25 protein-coding genes are annotated in these 23,791 nt (G+C 67.3%); 10 read left to right on the top strand and 15 right to left on the bottom strand.

Translation table 11 applies throughout. The features are described 5' to 3' along the window. Positions 1-137 precede the first annotated feature (137 nt). On the top strand, positions 138-1,352 hold the full coding sequence (locus tag AC1DKD_RS10725; RefSeq protein ID WP_477143266.1) for an EAL domain-containing response regulator: 1,215 nt from the start codon (positions 138-140) through the stop codon (positions 1,350-1,352). A gap of 43 nt (positions 1,353-1,395) precedes the next feature. On the opposite strand, the gene AC1DKD_RS10730 is transcribed toward AC1DKD_RS10725, so the two are convergent. Continuing rightward, on the bottom strand, positions 1,396-1,809 hold the full coding sequence (locus AC1DKD_RS10730; protein WP_045236369.1) for a DoxX family protein: 414 nt from the start codon (positions 1,807-1,809) through the stop codon (positions 1,396-1,398). Positions 1,810-1,986: 177 nt separating this feature from the next. Further along, positions 1,987-2,943: a LysR family transcriptional regulator gene (locus AC1DKD_RS10735; RefSeq protein WP_441628568.1), complete on the bottom strand. Its 957-nt coding sequence runs from the start codon at positions 2,941-2,943 to the stop codon at positions 1,987-1,989. 148 nt (positions 2,944-3,091) lie between these two features. On the opposite strand from AC1DKD_RS10735, the gene AC1DKD_RS10740 reads away from it, so the two are divergent. Further along, positions 3,092-3,694, top strand: coding sequence for an FMN-dependent NADH-azoreductase (locus AC1DKD_RS10740; protein ID WP_441628569.1), 603 nt, complete (start codon positions 3,092-3,094; stop codon positions 3,692-3,694). Between the two features lie 365 nt (positions 3,695-4,059). Further along, positions 4,060-5,349: an ergothioneine biosynthesis protein EgtB gene (gene egtB / locus AC1DKD_RS10745; RefSeq protein ID WP_441628571.1), complete on the top strand. Its 1,290-nt coding sequence runs from the start codon at positions 4,060-4,062 to the stop codon at positions 5,347-5,349. Between the two features lie 46 nt (positions 5,350-5,395). Here the strand turns inward: egtB and AC1DKD_RS10750 are convergent, their stop codons facing one another. From AC1DKD_RS10750 to AC1DKD_RS10770, 5 genes are all read right to left on the bottom strand, one after another. After that, positions 5,396-6,085, bottom strand: coding sequence for an ankyrin repeat domain-containing protein (locus tag AC1DKD_RS10750; RefSeq protein WP_441628700.1), 690 nt, complete (start codon positions 6,083-6,085; stop codon positions 5,396-5,398). A 1-nt stretch (position 6,086) separates the two neighbouring features. Beyond that, positions 6,087-6,881: a TatD family hydrolase gene (locus tag AC1DKD_RS10755; protein ID WP_276288844.1), complete on the bottom strand. Its 795-nt coding sequence runs from the start codon at positions 6,879-6,881 to the stop codon at positions 6,087-6,089. Between the two features lie 135 nt (positions 6,882-7,016). Beyond that, complete coding sequence (locus AC1DKD_RS10760; protein WP_441628573.1) at positions 7,017-8,837, bottom strand: acyl-CoA dehydrogenase family protein; 1,821 nt, start codon at positions 8,835-8,837, stop codon at positions 7,017-7,019. A gap of 42 nt (positions 8,838-8,879) precedes the next feature. Beyond that, positions 8,880-10,115: a CaiB/BaiF CoA transferase family protein gene (locus tag AC1DKD_RS10765; protein ID WP_441628575.1), complete on the bottom strand. Its 1,236-nt coding sequence runs from the start codon at positions 10,113-10,115 to the stop codon at positions 8,880-8,882. A 39-nt stretch (positions 10,116-10,154) separates the two neighbouring features. Beyond that, the gene (locus AC1DKD_RS10770; protein WP_477111164.1) at positions 10,155-11,132 is read right to left on the bottom strand and encodes a Bug family tripartite tricarboxylate transporter substrate binding protein; all 978 of its coding nucleotides are present in this window, start codon (positions 11,130-11,132) and stop codon (positions 10,155-10,157) included. 156 nt (positions 11,133-11,288) lie between these two features. Between AC1DKD_RS10770 and AC1DKD_RS10775 the strand changes: the two genes are divergently transcribed. Further along, positions 11,289-12,185 (top strand): LysR family transcriptional regulator, encoded by an 897-nt coding sequence (locus tag AC1DKD_RS10775; RefSeq protein WP_477143267.1) that lies wholly within the window; start codon positions 11,289-11,291, stop codon positions 12,183-12,185. A gap of 15 nt (positions 12,186-12,200) precedes the next feature. On the opposite strand, the gene AC1DKD_RS10780 is transcribed toward AC1DKD_RS10775, so the two are convergent. The 5 genes from AC1DKD_RS10780 to mltG all read right to left on the bottom strand — a co-directional run bounded on the left by AC1DKD_RS10780 (position 12,201) and on the right by mltG (position 16,021). Continuing rightward, positions 12,201-12,722, bottom strand: coding sequence for a GNAT family N-acetyltransferase (locus AC1DKD_RS10780; protein WP_441628581.1), 522 nt, complete (start codon positions 12,720-12,722; stop codon positions 12,201-12,203). Positions 12,723-12,770: 48 nt separating this feature from the next. Then, positions 12,771-13,193: a PilZ domain-containing protein gene (locus AC1DKD_RS10785; RefSeq protein WP_441628583.1), complete on the bottom strand. Its 423-nt coding sequence runs from the start codon at positions 13,191-13,193 to the stop codon at positions 12,771-12,773. Between the two features lie 84 nt (positions 13,194-13,277). Then, positions 13,278-14,285: a DNA polymerase III subunit delta' gene (locus tag AC1DKD_RS10790; protein ID WP_441628585.1), complete on the bottom strand. Its 1,008-nt coding sequence runs from the start codon at positions 14,283-14,285 to the stop codon at positions 13,278-13,280. Between the two features lie 117 nt (positions 14,286-14,402). Next, positions 14,403-15,017, bottom strand: a complete 615-nt coding sequence (gene tmk / locus AC1DKD_RS10795; RefSeq protein ID WP_477101693.1) for a dTMP kinase — start codon at positions 15,015-15,017, stop codon at positions 14,403-14,405. Between the two features lie 8 nt (positions 15,018-15,025). After that, positions 15,026-16,021, bottom strand: coding sequence for an endolytic transglycosylase MltG (gene mltG, locus AC1DKD_RS10800; protein ID WP_441628702.1), 996 nt, complete (start codon positions 16,019-16,021; stop codon positions 15,026-15,028). Between the two features lie 352 nt (positions 16,022-16,373). Here mltG and ygfZ point away from each other — a divergent pair, with 352 nt between their 5' ends. From ygfZ to AC1DKD_RS10815, 3 genes are all read left to right on the top strand, one after another. Then, positions 16,374-17,369, top strand: a complete 996-nt coding sequence (ygfZ, locus tag AC1DKD_RS10805; RefSeq protein WP_477143268.1) for a CAF17-like 4Fe-4S cluster assembly/insertion protein YgfZ — start codon at positions 16,374-16,376, stop codon at positions 17,367-17,369. Positions 17,370-17,396: 27 nt separating this feature from the next. Continuing rightward, positions 17,397-17,687, top strand: coding sequence for a DUF4936 family protein (locus tag AC1DKD_RS10810; RefSeq protein WP_035867655.1), 291 nt, complete (start codon positions 17,397-17,399; stop codon positions 17,685-17,687). Positions 17,688-17,796: 109 nt separating this feature from the next. Then, positions 17,797-18,624: an NRDE family protein gene (locus AC1DKD_RS10815; protein WP_441628596.1), complete on the top strand. Its 828-nt coding sequence runs from the start codon at positions 17,797-17,799 to the stop codon at positions 18,622-18,624. Between the two features lie 31 nt (positions 18,625-18,655). On the opposite strand, the gene AC1DKD_RS10820 is transcribed toward AC1DKD_RS10815, so the two are convergent. Beyond that, positions 18,656-19,138: a hypothetical protein gene (locus tag AC1DKD_RS10820; protein ID WP_441628598.1), complete on the bottom strand. Its 483-nt coding sequence runs from the start codon at positions 19,136-19,138 to the stop codon at positions 18,656-18,658. An 86-nt stretch (positions 19,139-19,224) separates the two neighbouring features. Next, entirely contained in the window at positions 19,225-20,073 is an 849-nt protein-coding gene (locus AC1DKD_RS10825) for a LysR substrate-binding domain-containing protein (RefSeq protein WP_477143269.1), read from the bottom strand. A 217-nt stretch (positions 20,074-20,290) separates the two neighbouring features. Here AC1DKD_RS10825 and AC1DKD_RS10830 point away from each other — a divergent pair, with 217 nt between their 5' ends. Next, on the top strand, positions 20,291-21,514 hold the full coding sequence (locus tag AC1DKD_RS10830) for an MFS transporter (protein WP_441628704.1): 1,224 nt from the start codon (positions 20,291-20,293) through the stop codon (positions 21,512-21,514). Here the strand turns inward: AC1DKD_RS10830 and AC1DKD_RS10835 are convergent. After that, positions 21,511-21,936, bottom strand: coding sequence for a GNAT family N-acetyltransferase (locus AC1DKD_RS10835; RefSeq protein WP_441628601.1), 426 nt, complete (start codon positions 21,934-21,936; stop codon positions 21,511-21,513). The genes AC1DKD_RS10830 and AC1DKD_RS10835 overlap by 4 nt on opposite strands. A gap of 175 nt (positions 21,937-22,111) precedes the next feature. Between AC1DKD_RS10835 and AC1DKD_RS10840 the strand changes: the two genes are divergently transcribed. After that, positions 22,112-22,864 carry a FadR/GntR family transcriptional regulator gene (locus AC1DKD_RS10840; protein WP_441628603.1) on the top strand — a complete coding sequence of 251 codons (753 nt, stop codon included), beginning with the start codon at positions 22,112-22,114 and terminating at the stop codon, positions 22,862-22,864. A 26-nt stretch (positions 22,865-22,890) separates the two neighbouring features. After that, positions 22,891-23,787, top strand: coding sequence for an L-threonate dehydrogenase (ltnD, locus tag AC1DKD_RS10845; RefSeq protein ID WP_477143270.1), 897 nt, complete (start codon positions 22,891-22,893; stop codon positions 23,785-23,787). The last annotated feature ends 4 nt before the right edge of the window (positions 23,788-23,791 follow it).

A 23,791-nucleotide genomic window follows, 5' to 3' on the forward strand; every position in this document is an offset into this window, starting at 1 on the left:
CCCGCCGTGCGGACCGCCATCGCCGAAGCCCGCGGCCCCCATGCCAGGACACGCGCGGCGCGCATCATGTGCGCTACTATGGCGCGACGCCCCTCTCACTTCATCGACCGTGCGGTCGATACATTCCCCAGCCAACCATGCAGACACGCTACGCCGGACTGTCCGCCCTGGTGGTCGATGACCACCCTTTCCAGTTGCTGGCGGCAGAGCAGTTGCTGACCCAGCTCGGCGTCAGCGAGGTGCAGTGCGCCGCCGACGGCCACGCCGCGCTGGACCTGCTGGCGGCACGCAAGTTCGACCTCGTGCTCTGCGATATCGAGATGCCGGGGCTCAACGGGCCGGGCATGATGGACGAACTGACCCGGCGCAAGAACGCGTTCGCGGGCGCCCAGCCGCTGTGGGTCTGGGTGTCGGCGCTGCAGGACGACATCATCGAGTCCCATGTGAGCCTGGCCGATTCGGTCGGCCTGTCCGATGTGCGGGCGATTCGCAAGCCGATCTCGGCAGTGGTGCTGGAGGAAATCCTGCAGGATGTGCTGAGGCGCGACCTCACCACGGAAGTACCCGCGGCGGCACCGAGCCAGCCGGAAGACCACGACTTGCTGGCCGCGATGCAAACGCCTGGCGCCATCTTCATCATGCTGCAACCCCAGTTCCGGATCGGCAGCGGCGCGCTGGCGGGCGCCGAAGCGCTCTGCCGCTGGCGCCATCCGGAGCAGGGCCTGATCCGGCCCGACCTGTTCATTCCCAGGCTGGAGGCGCTGGGCGAGGCCGATGCGATCTTCCAGCTGGCGGGCCAGCAATGCCTGGCGGTGCAACGGCAATTGCTGGCGCGCGGCGTGCGCATCCCGCTCAGCATCAACGCATCCGCCCAGACACTATGCCGGCCCGGCGTACTGGACGCCTTCGATGCCATGGTGGAAGCCAGCGGCATGCCACGCCAGTTGTTGATCATCGAGCTGACCGAAGGCTATCCGGTRCACGACACCCGTGCCCTGTCGATCGCACTGAACCGCTTGCGCCTGCTCGGCTACGGCGTGGCGATCGACGATTTCGGGATCGGCATCGCGACCCTCAAGCTCCTGGCCGACCTGCCATTCACCCAGATCAAGCTGGACCRCTCCTTCGTGGTCGCCGTGCCGGGCAACGGCCAGCGCGCGGCGATCTGCCGCAACGTCATCAACCTCGCGCGCGACCTCAAGCTGGAGTGCGTGGCCGAGGGCATCGAAACGCCCGTGCAGCGCGATGCGCTGCAAGCCCTGGGCTGCGATCTTGGACAGGGCTACCTGTGGTCGCCCGCGCTGCCGCCCGATATGTTCGTGGCCGAGGCGCTGGGTCGCTGGACGCCCTGAGGACGCAGGCGGAGGGCGGACCGGAAAGCCATGGGCGGCTACGCTAGTTCCACTTGCCGCTGATGCCGCCCACGCTCAGGCGCCCCGCGCCAAGCAGCGCAACCGCAAGCGCCGCGGCCAGGAACATGGCCTGCAACTCCAGCGCCCAGCCGCCGGTGTTAGCCAGCGTGCCGATCTGCTTCATGTGCACCAGGCCGACCGCGACCAGCATGTTGCCGGCCACGATCAGTGCGCCGAGCCGGGCCCAGAGGCCCAGGATCAGCAGGACGGGCGCCACGATCTCGCCGATATAGACAAGGTACGCAATAGCCGGAGGCAACCCGGCCTGCGCCACCACCTGCGTCACGAACCCTGGCCCCTCGATGAGCTTGGAAATCCCATGCAACAGGATCAGCACGCCGAGCACGATGCGCAGTATCGCCTTGCCCAAGTCCTGGGATGCCTGAGAACCACTCATGGTTGTCACTCCTTTCCGGTCCGAAAACGAAAGCGCCGCAAGCAGGCAAGTCCAGCCGGGCAGCACTGACGAAGCGCCTTTAGCTCCACGCGAGGCACGCACATGTACCTTAGTGCGCCGCGCCGTGAAGGTAAAGCCACAAGTTGCACCGGCTCGTCATTGTCCGCATGCCTGTCCTCAAATCTGGCCAATCGGCCGGTGCATGCCGGGATGGCGCGGCGGCTGCATGCCGGCTTTGCGGGCCGTTTCGGGCAGGATGTCTGCAAGAAAATCGAGAAAGCGCCGCAGCGCCGGCGGCATCCCCTTGCGCGAGGGAAATACCGCATGCAGGGTGCCGACCGGCATGATCCACTGAGGCAGCAGCACTTCCAGTTCGCCGTTTTCGATGGCGTCGCGGCAGAACATGCGCGGCAGCATCGCCACGCCCACGCCCGCGATGGCGGCCTCGCGCAGCAGGGCGAATTCGTCGGTGATCAGGCGTGGCTCGTAGGCAATGTGGATGGACTGGCCGGTATTGCAGCTCAGCGTCCAGACATGCTTGCCATCGTGCGGCTTCTGGTTGACGCCGGGCATGCCGTCCAGCGCCTCGGGCGTACGCGGGCGGCCGATGCTGTCGAGCAGCGCCGGACTGGCAACCAGCATGAGCGGGCTTTCGCCGTAAGTGCGCACCACGAGCGAGGAATCGTCCATCACATCGCGCACGCGCAGCGCCAGGTCGAATCCTTCGGCGATGACGTCGACACGGCGGTTGGTAGCCTCCACCTCGATCCGAATCCCGGGATTGGCTTGCATGAAATGCCCGATCGCCGGGGCCAGCAGGCTTTGGGCGATCGCTACCGGACAACTGATCCGCAAATTGCCACCCGGCTGGTCGCGTGCCTGCTCGATCACTTCGCGCGCCGCTTCCGCCTCCGCGAGCATGGCGCGGCAGCGCTCGTAGTACGCCTCGCCAATCGGCGTCACGCGTACCTGCCGGGTAGTCCGGCGCAGCAATTGCACGCCCAGGTCGCGCTCCAGCTGCGCAATGCGCCGGCTCAGGCGGGACTTTGGCACGCCGCTGGCACGGCTGGCGGCGGAAAAACTGCCATGCTGGACCACCTGGGCAAACAGCGAGAGATCGTTCAGGTCTTGCATCGGACTTCCTCGGCGGGGGAGCGCGCCAGGGTAGCAGCCGGCTGGCGTTCTGCCCCTGGAACAATAAGTTCCATTTTGCCCCACTACCGGCATCAATGGCAGACCGCTATCTTTGCTTCATCCAACCCGAACCCCTGTGGAGATGAACATGAAGATCTTGCAAATCGACTCGAGCGTACTTGGCGGCCACTCCGCTTCCCGCACCCTGACCGCCAAGGTCGTGTCCGACCTGCGCGCCAGGCACCCGGAAGCCACCCTGACCGTGCGCGACCTCGACCAGGACGCTCCGGCACACCTGTCGAACGCACTGCTGCCCGTGCTGGGCGGCCCGAAGGACGGCCTGAACGCGCTGCAAGAAAGCGAACTGCAACGCACCGAAGCCTTCCTGAAGGAATTCCTTGAAGCCGACGTGCTGGTCGTGGGCGTGCCGCAATACAACTTCAGCATCCCGAGCCAGCTCAAGTCCTGGATCGACCGCATCGCCCAGGCCGGCCGCACCTTCAAGTACACCGAGACCGGCCCGGTTGGCCTGGCCGGCGGCAAGCGCGTGATCGTGGTGTCGTCGCGCGGCGGCGTGCGCCAGGACGCCAACGCCCTGGACCTGCATGAGCAGACCGTCGACGTGGTGTTCCGCTTCCTGGGCATCACCGATATCACGTATGTGCGCGCGCATGGCCTCGCCATGGGCCCGGAAGCCCGCGAAGCCAGCCTGGCCTCCGCCAACAGCGCCGTGGCAGCCCTGGCCGCGTGATCGCCTGACCGCCAGGCGGCGGCACGCCGCCGCGCCGCCAGGCAAAACGCCCGCCCGCATTCATGCCGGCGGGCGTTTTGCGCTCTGGCAAGCCGTTTCCCACCTCGTTGGCCGGCCCGCCCGGTGAGAGCATTGCCCCCGGTTTTGCAGGCGAGAGCCTGCTATGCCCCGTGCATGATCGGGTCTATGATGGTTCGGAACGCCCGAGCGGTTTCGGTGCACGTCCATCCAGGGGGAAGCCCGCGCGGCCTTGTTGCGAGGGCCTGGGTCGGAACCTGTCCGCAATCCACACGCCACGGCCAGCCGCCCTTCGCGCGGCATCCGCGGCAGATGCCAAGTCCGCAAGGTTCGATAAGGGAGCCCGCATGTCCTCTGCCCTGCTGCCTGCCAGCGCCGTGCATCCTCCGCACGAGCCGGCCCTGCTTGCCCGGTACCGCCACATCCGCTCGGCCACCGAGGCCATGGTCGCCGACCTGACCGACGCCGACGCCACGGTGCAGTCGATGGACGACGCAAGCCCGGCCAAATGGCACCTGGCCCATACCACCTGGTTCTTCGAGGAGTTCGTGCTGACGGCCCGCATCCCGGACTACGAGCCAGTCGACCCCCAATACCGCTACCTCTTCAACTCCTATTACGAGTCGGTCGGGGCCCGCCACCCGCGCCCGCGCCGGGGATTGCTCTCGCGGCCCTCGCTGGACGAGATCCTGGCTTACCGTGAAGCGGTCGACGAAACCATGCTCGGGCTGCTCACGAGCGCGCAGACGGATGCCGAGGCAGCGCTGATCGAGCTTGGCCTGAACCACGAGCAGCAGCACCAGGAATTGCTGCTGACCGACATCCTGCACTTGTTCGCGCAAAACCCGCTGAAGCCGGCTTTCGCGCCGGAGTTGCTGGCGCCCGTCATCGCCGACCCGCGCCCGGCCCCCGAATGGATCCGCTTTGCCGGCGGCGTGGTCGCCATCGGCCACGACCGCGACGGCTTCGCCTTCGATTGCGAAGGCCCGCGCCACAATGTGCTGCTGCAGCCGTACCAGCTCTGCTCGCACCCCATCAGCAACCGCCAGTGGTTTGAATTCATCGAGGACGGCGCCTACCGTACCGCCGGCCTTTGGCTGTCGGATGGATGGCGCTGGGTCTGCGAACAGGGCATCGAAGCGCCGCTGTACTGGGAGGAACGCGAGGGCACCTGGTGGCAGATGAGTTTGCGCGGGATGCAGCCGGTCGATCCCGATAGCCCGGTCACCCATGTCAGCTTCTACGAGGCCGATGCCTTCGCCCGCTGGGCCGAGCGCCGCCTGCCAACCGAGGCGGAATGGGAGCATGCGGCGCGCAACCTGCCGGCCACCGGGAATTTTGTCGAAGGACGGATTCTGCGGCCGCTGCCCGACCGGCAGAATACCTCGGGCGCGCTGCGGCAGATGTTTGGCGACGTGTGGGAATGGACCGCCAGCCCCTTCCAGCCCTACCCGGGCTTCCGGCCGGGCGCCGGCGCGGTGGGGGAATACAACGGCAAGTTCATGTGCAGCCAGCTGGTGCTGCGTGGCGGTTCCTGCGTGACGCCGGAATCGCATATCCGCGCCAGCTACCGCAACTTCTTCTATCCGCACCAGCGTTGGCAGTTCACCGGCGTGCGCCTCGCGGACGACGCGTAGCCGGGGCGGGAACACGCCGGGCAAGACCGGCGTGCTTCCCGCAAATTCAGTTCCAGCCCTTTTGCGGGGACTGCGAACTTAGCGGCGTCTGCGGATACAGCTTCTGCCAGCGCGATTTCAGCCCGTCCGCGATTTCCTTCTGGTGGTAGCGCTCGGCAAAGTCGATTGCCGTCATGCCCTGCTGGTTCTTCAGCCGCATGTCCGCGCCCTCGTCCAGCAGCAGCTTGACCGTCTCGATATGGCCGCCGCGCGCTGCCATCATCAGCGGCGTGGTGCCGTTGGGGCTTTCGGCGTCGATATAGGCAGCGTGATCAACCAGGAACTTGACGATCTCGTTGTTGCCGTTGGTCGCCGCGTAGTGCAGCGGCGTCCAGCCCGTCTTGTTGATCTCGACCTCCATCTGGTCGACCATCAGCTTGACCATATCGAGTTCGTTCTGCAGGCTGGCCATCATCAGCGGCGTCTCGCCGGCCGCATTGGTCTTGTCGAAATCGATATTCTTGGCGCGGATCAGTGCCCCTGCCACCTTCAGCGACTTCTCGCGCAATGCCACCACCAGCATGGGATTGCCCTTGGCATCGACAAGGTTGGGATCGACGCCGCGCGCCAGCATCTTCTGGACGGCGTTGATGTCATCGAACTCCACCGCCTTGCGCATATCGTCGGCGGGCGTCGCCCAGGCAACGGTGCCGCAAAGCAGCGCCGCGACAGCGGCGAGACGCCGTACAGCCTTCATGTTAAACATGAGTATTCCTATCTATATGCTTGAAAAGACGGAAGAAATTGTCGGAAGTCTGCTCCGCCAATTCCTCGACCGGAATGCCGCGCAGATTGGCGATGAATTCGCCCACATGGCGCACCCAGGCTGGCTGGTTGGTCTTGCCGCGGTAAGGCACGGGCGCCAGGTAAGGTGAATCGGTCTCGATCAGCATGCGCTCCAGCGGTATCTTGCGCGCGGTTTCCTGCAGCTCCACCGCGTTCTTGAATGTCACGATGCCGGAAAACGAGATGTGGAAGCCTTCATCCAGCGACTGCCGGGCGATCTCCCAGCTCTCGGTGAAGCAATGCATCACCCCGCCGGCGGCGCGCGCGTCTTCCTCGCGCATCAGGCGCAGGGTGTCGTCGGCGGACGAGCGGGTATGGATGATGAGCGGCTTGCCGGTCTGCCGCGCGGCGCGGATATGGGTGCGGAAACGCTCCCGCTGCCACTCCATGTCGGCGATGCTGCGGCCGTTCAGCCGGTAGTAGTCGAGCCCGGTCTCGCCGGTGCCGACCACCCGCGGATGCGCCGAAAGCGCCAGCAGGCGCTCCAGCGTGGGCTCCTCGCCCTCCTCGTAGTCGGGATGCACACCGACCGAAGCGTAGAGATGCGGAAACTGCTCGGCGAGTGCCAGCACGCGCGGGAAATCTTCCAGCGTGACCGAGATGCACAGCGCATGCGTTACCTGGCTGGCACGCATGTTCTCCAGCAATTCGGGCAAGCGTTCGGCCAGTTCGGGGAAATCTAGATGGCAGTGGGAATCGACAAACATTGGGGCGGTTTCCGTATAGAGACGCCGCCGCGGGCGGCGCCACCCGCCATTGTATCCGGTCGTGCCCGCGCGCCCGCCCACGGCGGATCAGCGGGCGCGGCCCGCCGCCGGATACGCCACTTGCGCCAGCCCGGATCAGGCCGGGGCGATCGCCGCGCAGGCCTGCTCCAGCGTGAGCGGCGCCGGGTCCAGCAGCAGCCGGCACGCCGCGGATTCGCCCTCCTCATCCGGGCTCGCCAGCGGATCGGATGGCAGCAGGCGATGCCGCAGCAGCGCGTCGGCCAGTAGCAGCCGGCGGGCGTCGACGCCAGGCCGGGTAGCCTCCCAGGCCATCAGGATGGCGGCACTGGCGTGGTAGAGGGCGCTGGCGGCACGGCGGCTCTCCGCCTCGTGCCGCGCGCCGCCGGCCACGGCCTCGGCGAGCGAAGCGGCACGTTGCCACCCTTGCCACAAGGCCTGCCGCAGTGGCGCCGGCAGGTTCCCGGATTGCTCCAGCCGACCCGCCAGCAAGCTCCCCAGGGCACGGTGAGCCCCTTCCTTTCCCACCGCCCGCTGGATGGCATCCAGCGCATTGATATTGCTGGTGCCCTCCCACAGCACGCCGATGTGGGCGTCGCGGACCAGCCGCGCGTTGACGAAATCCTCGATATAGCCGTTGCCGCCCCGCACTTCCATGGCGCCGGTCGCCACGGCGATATTGTCCCGGCAGGCGCGCAGCTTGATCAGCGGCGTCAGCAGGCGCAAGGCTTGCCGTGCGCTACCGTCGCCCTCGCCCTCGCCCTCGCCCCCGCCCTCTTCCTCGCCGGCCCGCCGCATGGCGTCCGCCGTGGCCATGACCATCGACAAGGCCGCCTCGGTGGGGACCATGATCTTCAGCAATTGCCGCCGCAGCAGCGCATGGCCAATGACCTCGCGCCCAAAGGCAGAGCGGTGCCGCGCGGCCTGCAGCGCTTCGTTCAGGCAACGGCGCATCATGGCGGCAGCGCGCACCGCGTGCGACAGGCGCGACAGGTTGACCTGCTCCATCATCTGCTTGAGGCCCTGGTCGAGCGCGCCCACCGGATAGGCCACCGCCCCTTCGAGCCGGACTTCGCCGCTGGCCATCGACCGCGTGCCCAGCTTGTCCTTCAGCCGGACGATGCGGTATGTGTTGCGGCTGCCATCGTCCAGCCGGCGCGGCAGCGCGAACAGCGCGAGCCCTCGGGTGCCCGACGGCGCGCCTTCGGGGCGGGCCAGCAGCAGGACAACGTCCGCGTCGGCATGCGAGCAGAACCACTTCTCGCCGTACAGGCGCCACTGGCCACCTTCCTCGCGCGCCACGGTCTCGATGGCACCCACGTCCGAGCCGCCGGCCTTCTCGGTCATGAACTGGGTGCCCTTCCAGAGCGACGCCAGGTCGGCGGACAGCATGCTGGGCAGCAATTTTTGCTGCAAGGCCTGGCTGCCGAACTTGCGGATCAGGTGGATCGAGGTATCCGTCACGCTGATCGGGCACATCTGGCCGAACTCCGACTGCACGAACAGGTACTGGAAGGCGTATTTCGCCGCCGGCGCCAGCGGCGCGGCGCACCCCAGCACGCCGGCGCGGTGGCCCATCGCATGGAACTGGAAATCGGCGAAGGCGATGTGTTCCATCTCCTGGTAGGCCGGGTGGTATTCGATCCAGTCGTCGTCCTCGCCCCAGCGGGTGCGCGCGTGAAGCACCGGGGCGTATTTGTCGGCCACCGCCGCCAGCGCATTCAGACGGCCGCCGGCCAACTGGCCCATGCGCTGGAAATGCGGCAGCAGGTGCTGGTGTTCCTGCGCCGGCAGGTACAGCGCCAGCAGGTCCCGCAGGCCCCGGTCGAGCGCGAAGAAATCCAGGCCGGCGCAATCCGGCGCGAGGTGGCGGGAGCTGGTCCCCGCATCACCGGGGCGTGGACTGACGAACTCGGCGTAGCTGGCTTGGAAGGACATGGGAGCGTTCCGGCAAGGAGGATGGAAGGACGAGAGACGTATTCAGATCACGCCGGCAGCGCGCAGGCGGATCAGATCCTCGGGTGCCATGCCCAGGCTGTCGCCCAGCACGGCCTCGGTGTGCTCGCCGAGGACAGGCGGCCCGCTCTGGTAGTCCAGCGGCGTGGCGGAGAACCGCATCGGGCTGGCGATGGCGGGACAGGTCCCGCCGGTGGAAAGCGGCAGGTCCACGCGGATGCCGCGATGCCGGACCTGCGGATCATCGAAGGCCTGGGCAAAGTCATTGATGGGACCGCAAGGCACGCCGGCCGCTTCCAGGCGCGCGCGCCAGGCTGCAGTAGTGTCGGCGCGCATGATATCCGCCAGCACCGGCAACAGCGCGTCGCGGTTGACCAGCCGGCCGCTGACCCTGGCAAAGCGCGCATCGGCGGCAAGATCCGGCCGGCCGATGGCCTCGCAGTACGAGGCAAACAGTCCGTCGTTGCCTACCGCCACGATCAGCTTGCCGTCCTGGGTGGCGAAGACCTGGTACGGCACGGCGTTGGGATGCGCATTGCCGTAGCGGCGCGGGACCTTGCCCGAAGCCAGGTAGCCAACCGCCTGGTTGCTGCCAAGCGCGAGCGCGCAATCGAGCAAGGCCATGTCGATATGCTGGCCCAGGCCGCTGCGCTCGCGCCATGCCAGGGCGGCCGTGATCGCGAGGCTGGCGTACAGGCCGGTGGTCATGTCGGCCACCGCCACGCCGAATTTCTGCGGCCCGCCGCCTTCGCATTCGCCGCAGGCATCGTCGGGCTCGCCGGTCAGGCTCATCAGCCCGCTCATGCCCTGGAAGACGAAGTCGTAGCCGGGACGGTGCCGATAGGGGCCGGTCTGCCCATAGCCGGTGACCGAGCAATAGATCAATCCGGGGTTGGCCGCGCGCAGGTCCTCGTAGCCGAGCCCGAAGCGCGCCAGCGTGCCGACCTTGTAGTTCTCCACGAGCACATCGCAGGTGGCTGCCATGCGCCGGACGATCTCCTGGCCTTCGCTGGTCGCGAAATCGACAGTGACCGATTTCTTGCCCCGGTTGGTTGAGGCGTAGTAGGTGGAGTCCTGCCGTTCCTGTCCGGCGTCGACGGGCATCCAGGGCGGCCCCCAGCCGCGGGTTTCATCGCCCGCGCCGGGCCGCTCGACCTTGATCACCTCCGCGCCCAGGTCGGCCAGGTTCTGGGTGCACCAGGGGCCGGCCAGCACCCTGGTCAGGTCGAGTACGCGGATATGGGAAAGCGGTTTGTTCATGTTGGCATGGTCGTGGCTTGGGTGGCGGGTCGTGCTTGTTCAGTCGGCGCGGATGTGCGCGGCCGTGATCACCTTGCCGTAGCGGGCGGTTTCCTCGCGGATATAGGCACCGAAGGCTTCGCGGTAATAGCCCACCGGCTCGGCCCCGCTGCGCAGCAAGGTTTGTTGCACCGCCGGCTCGGCCACGATGCGCTCGATCTCGCTGGCCAGCCGCTCCACCACGGCGGGCGGCGTGGCGGCGGGCGCCACCAGGCCGACCCAGGCCGACATCTCGACGCCGCCGAAGCCAAGCTCCGCCGTGGTCGGCACATCGGGCATCACCGCCGAGCGCTTCGCGTTCATCACGGCAAGCGCGCGCAGCTTGCCCGCCGTGATCTGCGGCAGGCCGGTGAAGGCGGGCTCGAAGGTCATCGACACCTCGTTGGCCATCACGGCGGCCTTGGCCGGCGCGCTGCCCTTGTACGGCACGTGCAGCACGTCGATCCCGGCGCGCGCCTTCAGCATCTCGCCGGCAAGATGCGCGGTCGAGCCGTTGCCATACGATGCATAGCTCAAGCTGCCTGGCTTGGTGCGGGACAGTTGCACCAGTTCGTCCATGGTCCTGGCGGGCACGGCAGGATTCACCACGATCACGCTCGGCGCTGTGGCAACCAGCGCGATCGGCGCGAAACTCCGGGCGGGGTCGTAAGGCAGCTTCGGGTACAGCCAGGGATTGATGGTCAGCGTAGTATTGGTGGCCGCCAGCAGCGTGTAGCCATCGGCGCTGGCTCCTGCGACCTGCTCCGCGCCGACGATGGTGGCTGCCCCCGGCCGGTTTTCCACCACCACAGGCTGGCCAAGCCGCTCGCCAAGGCGCAGGCCGATCACGCGCGCCACGACGTCCGTCATGCCGCCGGCCGCATAGGGCACGACGATGCGAATGGGCTGGCGCGGATAGGCTTGCGCGGCGGCCTTGGTTGCTGTCATCACGGTCAGCAATGGGGCAATGAGCAAGACGACGAGGGTCTTCGGATTCACGGCTGTCTCCCTGGTTCTTTTTATTGCGCGCCGCTGGCCGCGGAAGGCCGCCGCGGGTGGGTGCGCAAGAACCATTCTCAAAYTCGCGAGTTTTCTCGTCCAATATCGTTTTTTGCGCTATTTATATCGGTATTGAATCAATCACCCTGGACTTCCATGGACCTTCGACAGTTGCGCTACTTCGTTGCCGTCGCCGAGGAACTGCATTTCGGCCGGGCGGCCGAGCGCCTTGCCATCACCCAGCCGCCGCTGAGCTTCAACATCCGCCAGTTGGAAGACTCGCTCGGCTTCGCGCTGCTGCGGCRCAGCACGCGCGAGGTTGCGCTAACGCCCGCCGGGCGGGTGATGTACCAGGAAGCGGTGAAGATCCTTGCCCTGGCGCGCGATGCGCAGGGCCTGGCGAGCCGGGCCGCCAAGGGGGAAACCGGCGCGGTGCACGTCGCCTTTGTCGGCTCGGCCATGCTGACGAAGCTGGCCGCGGCGATTCATGCGTTCGCGCAAGAACGGCCGGGGGTGGAGGTGGTGGTGCACGAGCTGAACAGCTTCGAGCAGATCGAGGCGCTGCAGCGCGGCCTGATCGATATCGGCATCGCGCATCCGCGCGTCATCCCGGTCGGCCTGGCGTCCCGCGTGCTCTATGCCGAACGGTTTATCTGCGTGTTGCCGTCGGATCATCCGCTGGCGGCGCAGGCGCAAGTCGATCTGCGGCAATTGCGCCTGGAAGATTTTGTCCTGTTCCYGCGCCATTTCGCGCCGGAGTACTACGACAAGATCGTCGCCCTCTGCATGGGCGCCGGCTTTACGCCCAGCATCCGCCATGAAGTGCGCCATATGCTGACGATCGCTACGCTGGTATCGCAGAACTTCGGCGTTTCGCTGGTGCCCGCGTCGGTTGCGCTGGTGCAGTTGCCCAACCTGGCCTGCCGGCCACTGGCAAGGCCGGGCCGGGCCTCCGAACTGCATGGCGTCTGGCGCGCGGACGAGCAGGCGCCGGCCGTGCTGGCATTGCTTGCCGCGCTGGAGGCAAATGGAAATGGGGAGATGCAGGCCTAGGCAACCGCCATCCGGTTACTCCCCGGGCTTCGTCAAATGCCGGCCGAGGATGACCAGGTCGCGCTCCACGCCGTCAAGCACCGCCACGCGCGGCAGGTTACCCCAGCTCTCGAAGCCGAGCGAGGCGAACAGGCCCAGGCTGGGCGCGTTGTGGCCGAAGATGAAGCCCAGCAGGGTGTTGACCCCGATCCGCGGCGCATGCGCGATGGCCTGCTGCAGCAGGAAGCGTCCCAGGCCCTGTCCCCGGCGGCTGGCGTCGAGATAGATCGAGACTTCCGCGGTGGCGCCGTAAGCCGGGCGCCCATAGAAGTCGGAAAAACTGAGCCAGCCGGCCATCTTCCCTTCTCTGTCCTCCGCCACCCACAGCGGCCGCCGCCCGGGCTTGTGTTCATCGAACCAGGCCTGGCGCGATGCCACCGTGACCGGCTCGGTGTCCGCCGTGACCATGCGCGACGCCACGGTGCTGTTGTAGATGGCAACGATGGCAGCGAGGTCGCGCTGCTCCGCGACCCGGACGGAAAAATCGGAATCACTCATTTTGAAATTCTTCTAAAACAATAACTTGGGCAACAAAGTTAAGGTCAACTACAAAGTCTGGGTGGCCTTGGCCGATTCGATCGTCTTGCCCAGGATCTCTTCCACCGTGCGGCGCAGGTTGCGGCCCATATCGTCGTCCGGCAAGTGAATCCCGATGCCCGGTGTCTTGTGCGGCGTGCCGACGGGCGTGATCCATGCCACCTGGCCCGCGATCTGGTACTTCTGCGGCCGGTCGAGCAGCGACAGCACCAGGAATACCTGCTCGCCCAGCCTGAAGGGCCGGTTGCTCGGGACAAAGATCCCGCCGCGCTGCAGGAACGGCATGTAGGCGGCATAGAGCCCTGCCTGGTCCTTGATCGAAAGCGAAAGCACGTTCGGCCGGGAGGATGCGCCGGGAACGGTCGGCGCCCCAATTCCACCTGCGGCGCCGGGAATGCTGGCGCCCCGTGCCCCTGTCACTTCTGTGTTCATGACTGACCCCTTGCTCACTCTATGGCCTTCAGGCCTTATTGGACTTATTGGACTTATTTCAACTACCTATCCGAGCGCCCCGGCTTACTGGAACAACTGCCGGTACTCCAGAAACACGGATTCCATGACCAGCCGCGCCGCCAGCGGGTGATTCTCGCTGCGGCGATGGTTCAGCAGCCGCGCCGAGAAGGCCTGCAGCCGGTGCGCATCGGTGGCCTGCGCGCAGCGTGCCAGGACCGCTTGCTCGCGCGGGAAATAGCGCGGCACCGGGGCGGCCGCCAGGCGCGCCGACAGCAGATCGTACGTCCAGCGCTGCAAGATGCCAAGCACCGACGGCACCGGCATCTTCTGGACCTGTTCGGCTGCCCCCAGGGCATCGAAGCCGGCGCCCGCGCCAAGCTGGCTCACCAGCCAGCGCTGCATCGGCTGCTCCTCCGCTTCGGCCGCGTGCAGCGCGGTCAGCGGCGAGCCGCCGGCCAGCGCCAGCTGGGCCTCGGCATCGCCCACGCCCTGGCTGCCGAGCCAGGCCATGGCGTCGGCGGCGCTGGGCCGCTGCACGGAGAACTGGCGGCAACGCGACAGGATGGTGGGCAGCACGCGGTCCAGGCGGTCGGTCACCAGCAGGAACACGGTCGACGGCGGCGGCTCCTCCAGCGTCTTGAGCAAGGCGTTTGCACCCTCGCTTTGCAACGCATCGAGCGGATAGACAACCACTAGGCGCAGGCCGGCACGGTGCGTGCCGATACCCACGGTATCGATCAGCGCCCGCACCTGTTCCATGCGGATCACCTTGCTGGGCGTCTTCTTCTTGCCGCTCTCGTCGGTCTCGGCGTCGCCCGCGGCCTCCATGGCTTCCGGGCGCACCACGCTGAAATCCGGATGATTGCCCTGGCTGAACCAGTGGCAGGCAGAGCATGTGCCGCAGGGCTGGCCATCGGGCCGCGGTGTTTCGCACAGCAGTCCCTGGGCGAAATGCAGCGCCAGGTCGCGCTTGCCGATGCCTTGCTGGCCGTGAATCAGCAAGGCATGCGGGAGCCGCTCGCGCAGCGCGTTCAGCCGTTGCCAGTCTTCTTTCTGCCAGGGATAAAGCATGCGAATCAGTGAGTTAGGGTTGAAACTTCGAGTGACTACATAAATTGAGAGTGCAATGACGTGCGCCAGCCGCTGCAAGGTCCACCACTATCACAATCTGCGAATAATGATGTCAATTCAAAGTGTTGCCAGAATTGTCTCAAGCTCCACCTGAATTCCGGCAATGGTCCGGGTGGCGTCGATGACCCGGAAGCGCTGCGGGGATTCGGCCGCGCGGCGCAGGTATTCCTGCCGGGTGCGGTCGAAGAAGGCGCGCGACTCGGCCTCGAACTTGTCTGGCTCGCGGGCACCGGCCAGCCGGGCGCTGGCGGTTTCCAGCGGCACGTCGAACAACAGCGTGAGGTCCGGCTGCAAGCCGTCCTGGACCCATGCCTCAAGCACTTCGAGGCGCGCGCGCGGCAAGCCCCGGCCCCCGCCCTGGTAGGCAAAGGTGGCGTCGGTGAAGCGGTCGGATACGACCCAGTCGCCGCGCGCCAGGGCCGGCTCGATGACTTCGGCAATATGTTCGCGGCGAGCGGCGAACATCAGCAAGGCCTCGGTTTCGAGGTGCATCTTGCGGTGCAGCAACAGTTGCCGCAGGTCCTCGCCAAGCGGCGTGCCACCCGGTTCGCGGGTGGTGACAACGGCGACATCGCCGGCCAGGCGGGCGCGCAGGCGCTCCGCCACCCACTCCACGTGGGTGCTCTTGCCGGCACCGTCGATGCCTTCGAATGTGATGAATTTTCCGCGCATGGGGAGACTTATTTGCCGCGCTGGTATTTGTCTACCGCGCGGTTGTGTTCGGGAAGCGAGTTGGAGAAATGGCTGCTGCCGTCGCCGCGCGCCACGAAATACAGCGCATCGGACGGGGCCGGCGCGGTGGCCGCGGCCAGCGAGGCCAACCCGGGCAAGGCGATCGGGGTGGGCGGCAGGCCGTTACGCGTATAGGTATTGTAAGGGGTGTCGGTCTGCAGGTCGCGCTTGCGGATATTGCCGTCGAACCCTTCGCCCAGGCCGTAGATCACGGTTGGGTCGGTCTGCAGCATCATGCCCTTCTTCATCCGGTTGACGAATACGGCGGCGATCAGCGGGCGCTCGGCCGGCTGGCCGGTTTCCTTCTCCACGATGGAAGCCATGATCAACGCTTCATAGGGCGACTTGTATGGCAGGTCGGGCGCCCGGGCGTTCCAGGCATCTGTCAGGCGGCGCTGCATCGCGCGGTAAGCATGGCGGTACAGTTCCAGGTCGCTGCTGTCGCGCGCAAACAGGTAGGTATCGGGGAAGAACATGCCCTCCGGGGCCGGCTCGGGCGCGCCGATCGCCTTCATCAACTCCGCATCCGACAAGCCGCGGCTATCGTGCTTGAGCGCCGGGTGCGCATCCACGGCGGCGCGCATCTTGCGGAATTCCCACCCCTCGATCACGGTCAGCACATAGTGGTTGACCTCGCCCCGGGCGATCTTGCCGATCACCGACAGCGGCGTGGCGCTGCTGTCGAACTCGTAGCCGCCGGCCTTGAGGTCGGCGCTGTGGCCGGTAAGCCGCACCAGCAAGGCAAACAGGCGCGGATCCATGCGCACGCCGCCGCGCTCGATCTGGCGGCCGACGCTGGCCACGCTGGAATTGGGCTTGATCACCACCTCGATCGGCGAGGCCGACAACTGGAGCGGACGATTGGCCCACCAGGCAAAGGCACCGGCGGCGGCAATCGTGAAAACCACGGCGACCAGGGTCAGTCGCAGGAAAATACGTTTCATGTAGGACAGGTAGTGGTGGCGCATCATGCGCCCCGGCAACGCCGGCCGCGCGCTGCATCAATTGCGCAGGGCGCCGGCTGAAATGGCGACAGCCTCATATAATACCGGGAGCCTTGCTCCGCCACGAGCGCGCCCCATATGCCGGAGATCAACCGGACAGCGGCGCCCCGGCCCGGCGGGCTCCGGTTTGCGCCATACACCGTGCCATTTACCGTGCGATTTACCGCGCTTTTTGCTGCCACATTCACTGTCATTCGTCGGCGTTTATAGCTTTGTAGCCTTTGTGCCTTTTGTCGGCGTTTGCGCCTTCCATCCGGCGCTGCCCAGCGCCCTCTTGCTTGCGATACCTGCCATGAATTCCCCTACCCCCGACCTCGCCACCCAGTTCGAAGCCGTGCGCCAGAGCGGAGTCGTCTGCCGGCCCGCGCAGCTGGGCCTGATCCGGGTTGCCGGCGACGACGCCGGCAGTTTCCTGCACACCCAGCTCACCAACGCCGTCGACGATCTCGCCACCGGCACCGCGCGCGTGGCCGGGTATTGCTCGCCCAAGGGCCGGCTGCTCGCCAGTTTCCTGATGTGGCGGGACGAAGAAGGCATTGTGCTGCAACTGTCGGCGGACCTGCAGCCCGCCATCCAGAAGCGCCTGTCGATGTTCGTGCTGCGCGCCAAGGCGCGCCTGTCCGATCTGACGCCTGACCGCGCCGTGCTGGGCGTAGCCGGCGCCGGCGGCGCCGCGGCACTGCAGGCAGCCGGCCTGCCCGCCCCCGCCGAGCCGTGGTCGACGGGGGCAGCAGGTGCCGCTACCGTGATCCGGCTCCCCGATGGCGCCGGCCTGCCGCGCTGGCAGGTGGTGCTTCCGGCCGAACAGGCAACGCAGGTGCAAGCCGCGCTGTCGGCGCAACTGCTGCCGGCGGACGCGGCGGTGTGGGACTGGCTGGAGGTGCAGGCCGGCGTGCCGCRCATCGCGCTTGCCACGCAGGAGCAATTYGTGCCGCAGATGATCAACCTGGAACTGGTCGGCGGCGTGAGTTTTCGCAAGGGCTGCTATCCGGGCCAGGAAATCGTGGCGCGCAGCCAGTACCGGGGTACGCTCAAGCGCCGCATGTGGCTGATCCACGGCGAAGGCGAAGTGCCGGCCGCGGCCACCGAGATCTTCCGCCCCGAGGATCCCGAACAGCCCTGCGGCATGGTGGTCAATGCCGCCGCCGCGCCGCAAGGCGGCTGGGACGGCCTGGCCGAACTCAAGATCGATGCCGCCGGTGGCGCCCTGCACCTGGGTAGCGCCGGCGGCAGCCCGGTGCGCGTGGGCGAACTGCCCTACGCGGTACCCATCGGCGACGCAGCCTGAACCGCCAGCCCCGCGCAGGAGACTGTCATGAGCGACCACCTTTACGTCTATTTCCGGGTGCCGGAAGCCCTGGCCGATGCCGCGCTGCCGCATTGGCATCGCTGGATGGAGACCGTTGCCGAAGCCGGCGGAATTGGTGGTACGCTCTTACGCAGGCCCGAAACGCGCGACGGCATGCAGACCTGGATGGAGGCCTATGCCGACGTGCCGCCTGCCTTCGATCTGCTCCTTGATGGACTTTGGCGGCAGAGCGGGCTGCAGGATTTCATCAGCGGCGAAAGGCAGGTCGAGCGCTTTGTCGACCTGGACCAGCTCTGATGGCGGCAGCGGCAGGATCACCGCCCGGTGGTGCCGCGAAAGATGAAACCGTAGTCGTAGTGATTGCAGTCGATGCGGCAATCGCAGTGAACGCAGGAAAGGAAGCGCTATGTGCCTGATTCTGGTGGCCTGGCAATCGCACCCGGACTATGCCCTGGTGGTGGCCGGCAACCGCGACGAATTCTACGCACGCCCGGCCGCGCCCGTGCATTGGTGGGAAGATGCGCCCAATGTGCTGGCCGGCCGCGACCTGGCGGAAGTGATCGGCGAGCCGGGCACCTGGATGGGCCTGGCCGGCGACGGCCGCTTTGCCGCCCTGACCAACTACCGCGCACCGTCCGAGAAACGCACCGATGCCCGGTCGCGCGGCGAACTGGTGGCCGGCTTCCTGCGTGGCGACGGCGACCCCCAGTCCTACCTGGCCGGACTGCAACCTCGCGCCGGCGTCTATAACGGCTTCAACCTCCTGGCGTGCGACCTGCGCGAACTCTGGTGGTACAGCAACCGCGGCGCGGCGCCGCATCCGCAGCGCCTCAGGCCCGGGCTCTATGGCCTGTCCAATGCCTTGCTGGATACGCCCTGGCCCAAGGTGCGCAGCCGCGTCGGCGCGCTCGCCGAAGCGGTGGCAGCCGACACCGGCCAGCCGGGGGCCAGCGCGGAACCCTATTTCGATCTGCTGGCCAATGATCGCCAGGCACTGGATTTCGAGCTGCCCAGCACCGGCGTGACGCCTGAGTGGGAGAAGCTGCTGTCTTCGGCCTTCATCCGCTCGCCTAGCTATGGGACCCGCGCCAGCACGGTACTGCGCGTGCGCCACGATGGCCGCTTCGAACTCAGCGAGCGCAGCTTCGATACCAACGGCCGTACCGGCGAGGTGTCATATCGCGGCCACCTGCGGGTTGCCCGCGACGCCGACTCGGTGCAGGCGCCCCGTTAGGGCACCCCGTCAAGGCGACTCAGCGCAACACTCAGTATTGACGGGCCACCAGCCCTAGCGGACGCAGCGCCGCATTCAACGCGCGGATGGCGCCGGGGTCGTTGCGCACGGCGAGCAGCCAGGCGTCCTCGAAATGCCCGATCTCCAGCAACTGCATGCCGTGCGGCGCAAGCTCACGATTGACGTGCGCCAGGTAGAGGGCCGCCGGCTCCATATCGAAATCGTTGTCGTCGCCGCCCAGCGGAATCCCGTCCTCGTCGTAGAGATCATCGACATCGATGGCCGACACCCCTGCCGCGCGCAGCGTTGCAAGCCGCGCCACGGCTTGCGCGCCCAGCGTGCTGAACTCCCGCCAGTCGACTTGCACCAGGCAATGTTCCGCCAGCCAGGGTTTTAGCCAGGCCGACAGCAAATCTTCGCCGGCAGGCGGATCTCCGGCGGGCGCAGCGGCCAGATCGAGGGCAGGCGTGGCATCGGCAAGAGACTGCAGCAGGCGGGAACGGATTTCGGACATAAGCGGGATAAAGACAACCGGATAACGGCAAAAACAAAGACCGCGATGGTACCGCGCATACGGCGGGATGCAAGTCCTGCCGGGCTTCAGGCCGCTGCCGCCAGCCTGGCCGGCAGCGCGGAACGAACCGCTTCGCTCACGATCGCCGCCAGCCGGGCGGCGGGCGCCTCCAGCTCGGCGTCCTTGCGGTACAACGCCAGCGCCAGCGAGGGCAGTTCGGGCAGTCCGCCTTCCCCCCGCTCCCAGGCCCTGACCGACGGCGGCAAGCCCATGCCGGTGCGGACAGTCAGGCCCAGACCGGCCGCCGCTCCGGCCCACAAGCCACCCAGGCTTGCGCTGCTGAATGCCACCCGCCAGGCAATACCGGCACGATCAAGCGCGGCGGTGCCGGCCGAACGAAAGCGGCACGGTGCCTCGAACGCCACCAGCGGCAGCGGCTCGCTGCCCTGCCACGGCGCGCGCGCGGCGGCGGGGACGATCCAGCGCATCGGCAACACCGCGACCTGCTCCACATGCGGCATCCGCACCCCATCGTCCCAGGCCAGCGCCAGGTCCAGGCGTCCGCCCGCGACGCTATCCAGCAACTCGGCATTGCGGGCCACGCGCGCCTCGATCCGGACCTTGGGATGCGCGCGGGCGAACCGGCCCAGCACCTCGGGCAGCAGCACCTCGCCGAAGTCCTGCTGCAGGCCAAACCGCACCCAGCCCTCCAGCGCTACGCCATGTACGGCGGAGGCGGCCTCGTCGTTGAGATCCAGCAGCCTGCGCGCATAGGCCAGCATGGTCTCGCCAGCCTCGGTCAGCGCCAGGCCGCGTCCCGCCTTGCGGAAGATCGCCGTGCCGGCCTGCTCCTCCAGCTTCTTCAACTGTGCGCTGACCGCCGAGGTGGAGCGGCCGAGACGGTCGGCGGCACGGGCATAGCTGCCTAGTTCCATGCCCACCACGAAGCGTTATTTGGGATATTTAGTGAAAAATTATCTGATATTCAGGATCATTCTCGACTGACAGAATCGGAGCGTCAAGGCCACCCGTGCCGCTTACAAGGATGATGCCGTGTCCCGCGCCCGCTCCCCGCTTTCGTTCCCCGTTGTTTCCGGCCCTGCCGGCGCAGCGCTCGCCCCACGCCACGGCCCCGGCCATCGCTGGAAAGTCCTGGCCATCGGCGTGGCTGCCAATGCGAGCTTCGCCGCGGCGTTCTCGGGCATTCCCACCACGGCGGTGCTGATGCGCGCCGGCTACCGGCTCGACAACGCCGCGCTGGGTTTCTGCATTGGCATGATGGGGCTCGGTATCGCGGCAAGTGAAGTGCCGTGGGGCTTGCTGACCGACCGCTGGGGCGACCGCCGGGTGCTGTTGACCGGGCTGCTCGCCACCACGCTGTGGCTGGTGCTGATGGCCGCGTTCATTGCGCCACTGCCGGGGCACGTTCCAGGCCATGCCCTGCTGGCGCTCGGCTTGCTGGTGCTAGGCCTGCTGGGCGGCAGCGTCAACGGCTCCAGCGGCCGCGCCGTGATGGCGTGGTTCCGCGAAGGCGAACGGGGCCTGGCCATGAGCATCCGCCAGACCGCGGTGCCGGCCGGCGGCGGGATCGGGGCGCTGGCCTTGCCGATGCTGGCACAGACGTCTGGCTTTGTAGCGGTGTACGGGACACTGGCCGCGTTCTGCGGGATCACCGTGATCTTTGCCTGGCGCTGGATGCATGAACCGCCGGCCGCCGGAGAACGAGCCGCCTTGCCGGCCAGCGGCATGCCGCCGCCACGGCAAGCCGGGCCCGGATTGTTGCACAACGCGCTGGTCTGGCGGCTGGTGAGCGGCATGGGCCTGATGTGCGTGCCGCAGGTGGCCGTGCTGAGCTTCGCCACGGTCTTCCTGCACGATTTCAGCCAGATCGGCATTGCCGCCGCGGGCTTGTCCGTGGCCGCGGTCCAGGCGGGCGCTGCCGTGATGCGGGTATGGAGCGGCCGCTGGACCGACCGCCACGGCAACCGGCGCGCTTACATGCGCGCCTGCAGCAGGTTGACGTTGCTGGTCTTCGGGGCAGTCGGCGGGCTGGCCTGGCTCTGCACTGCCGCTCCGGTCTGGCACGCCGTGCTCACGCCCATGCTGGTGGCCTGCCTCGTGCTGGGCGGCATTTGCACCTCCGCCTGGCATGGCGTCGCCTTTACCGAGCTGGCCACGATCGCGGGTGCGAGCCGTGCCGGCACGGCACTCGGCCTGGGCAACACCTTCGCTTTTTCCGGCTTCTTCCTGGTGCCGCTGGCGATCCCGGCCATGGCCGCCGGGCTTGGCTGGCCCTCGGTGTGGCTGGCGGCCGGCGTTTGCGCGCTGTTGGCGCGGCCGCTATTCCCCCGGCCGGCCGGAGTTGGCGACGCTTAACCCAGCCGCTTGCGCATTTCTACGTGAGGGATGCCGGCTTCCTCGAATTCCTCGCCAACTTGCTCGAAGCCCACGCGCGCATAGAACGGCGCCGCGTAGCTTTGGGCATTGAGCACCAGTTCGGGATAGCCAAGCTCGGCGGCCTTGGCCATCAATGCGTCCAGCACCATGGCGCCGACACCGCTGCCGCGCGCTGCCTTGAGCACCGCCATGCGGCCGATATGGCCATCCGGCAGCAGGCGGCCCGTGGCCAGCGCGCTGCCGTCCTCGGCCAGCGCCAGCGCATGCCAGCTCGGCTCATCCCATTCGTCCCATTCCAGTTCCACCGGCACGCCCTGCTCTTCGACGAAAACGGCGTAGCGGATGGAGCGCGCGATTTCGCGGACTTCGGACCAGGGGGCGAGGCGGATGGTGATGGTCATGATGGCTCGGATGCGGAAAAGATAAGGATACGGGCGGGCCGCCATGATACTCCGCCCGCGGCGCGCCACCGTTTGCCGCACCGCAGCAAGGCTGACGCGTAGGGGTAACTCCCGATCTGCATTCCTTCCCGCAAATTTGTATGATGACCATATTACCCAATCACCTGAGCGTCCCGTGTTCCAGAAAGTCCCGGCCCGAGCCCTGACAGACACCGTTGCTGAACAACTGCTGGAGAAGATCGAAGGCGGCGCCTTTGCGCGCGGCGCGAAGCTCCCCACCGAGGCGGTGCTCTCCGACGAATTCGGCGTGAGCCGCACAGTCATCCGCGAAGCCATCGCCCGGCTGCGTCACGAAGGCGTGGTGGAGTCGCGCCAGGGCAGCGGCGTCTTCGTCACCGAGCAGGCTGGCATCCGGCCGCTGCGGATCGATTACACCGATGTGGCCACGCTCGAATCCGTGCTGCACATCGTCGAACTGCGCCGCGCCATCGAGGCTGAGGTAGCGGCACAGGCGGCGCGCGACCGCACGGACGCCAGCATGGTGGCCATCGATGCCGCACTGGCCCGCATCGACGCCGAGGAAGCCGCCGGCGGCGACGGCGTGGCCGCCGACGTGGCCTTTCACCGGACCATCGCCGAGGCTACCGGCAACCCTTTCTTCCTCAAGACGCTGGCTTTCCTGAGCCAATACCTGGAAACCGCAACCCGCGTAACCCGTACCAACGAGGCGCGCCGCTCGGACTTCTCGCGCCAGGTGCGCGAGGAACACCAGGCCATTGTTGCCGCCATCCGTGCCGGCGACGCGCTGGCCGCGCGCAACGCGGCGCAGACCCATATGTACAACGCGGCGCGGCGCCTGTCCCTGGGTGGACAGCCCGGCACCGCAGCCGACCTTGCCGAAGCGCCCGCGCGCGGCCCGTCCCACTGATCACCGCCCTCCCGGCAGGAGTCTTCATGAGCAAATCAATTGGCGTCATCGGCCTCGGCGCGATGGGCAACGGCGTAGCGCACAGCCTGCTGCGCGCCGGATTCAAGGTACACGCGTGCGACCTGCGGCCCGAAGTGCTGCAGCGCTTTGCCGACGCCGGCGGCATCCCTTGCGCCAGCCCGGCCGAACTGGGCGGGCAATGCGATGTGGTGGTGACGCTGGTGGTCAATGCCGCGCAAACCGAGGCCGTGCTGTTTGGCGAACGAGGCGCGGCAAGCAGCCTGCGCCCCGGCACGCTGGTGATCGCCAGCGCCACCGTGCCGCCGAGCTTTGCGCAGGCGCTGGGCAAGCGGCTGGGCGAGCGCGGCATTCTGCTGCTGGACGCGCCGGTCTCCGGCGGTGCCGCCCGCGCCRCCAGCGGCGAAATGACCATGATGACTTCCGGGCCGGCCGAAGCCTACGCGCTCGCCGAGGACGTGCTGGCCGCGATGGCCGGCAAGGTCTACCGCCTGGGCGACGCGCATGGCGCGGGCTCCAAGGTCAAGATCATCAACCAGCTGCTGGCCGGCGTGCATATCGCCGCGGCGGCCGAAGCGATGGCGTTGGGCCTGCGCGAGGGCGTGGATGCCGAGGCCCTGTATGAGGTCATCACCAACAGCGCGGGCAACTCCTGGATGTTCGAGAACCGCGTGCCCCACATCCTGGCGGGCGACTACACGCCGCTGTCGGCGGTAGACATCTTTGTCAAGGATCTCGGCCTGGTGCTCGATACCGCGCGCGCCAGCAAATTCCCGCTGCCCCTGTCGGCCGCGGCGCACCAGATGTTCATGATGGCGTCCAGCGCCGGGCACGGCGGCGAAGACGATTCCGCCGTGATCAAGGTGTTCCCCGGCATCGACCTGCCGGGAAAGAAGGCCGACTGAGGAC

The organism is Cupriavidus sp. 05T313 (assembly GCF_056396665.1).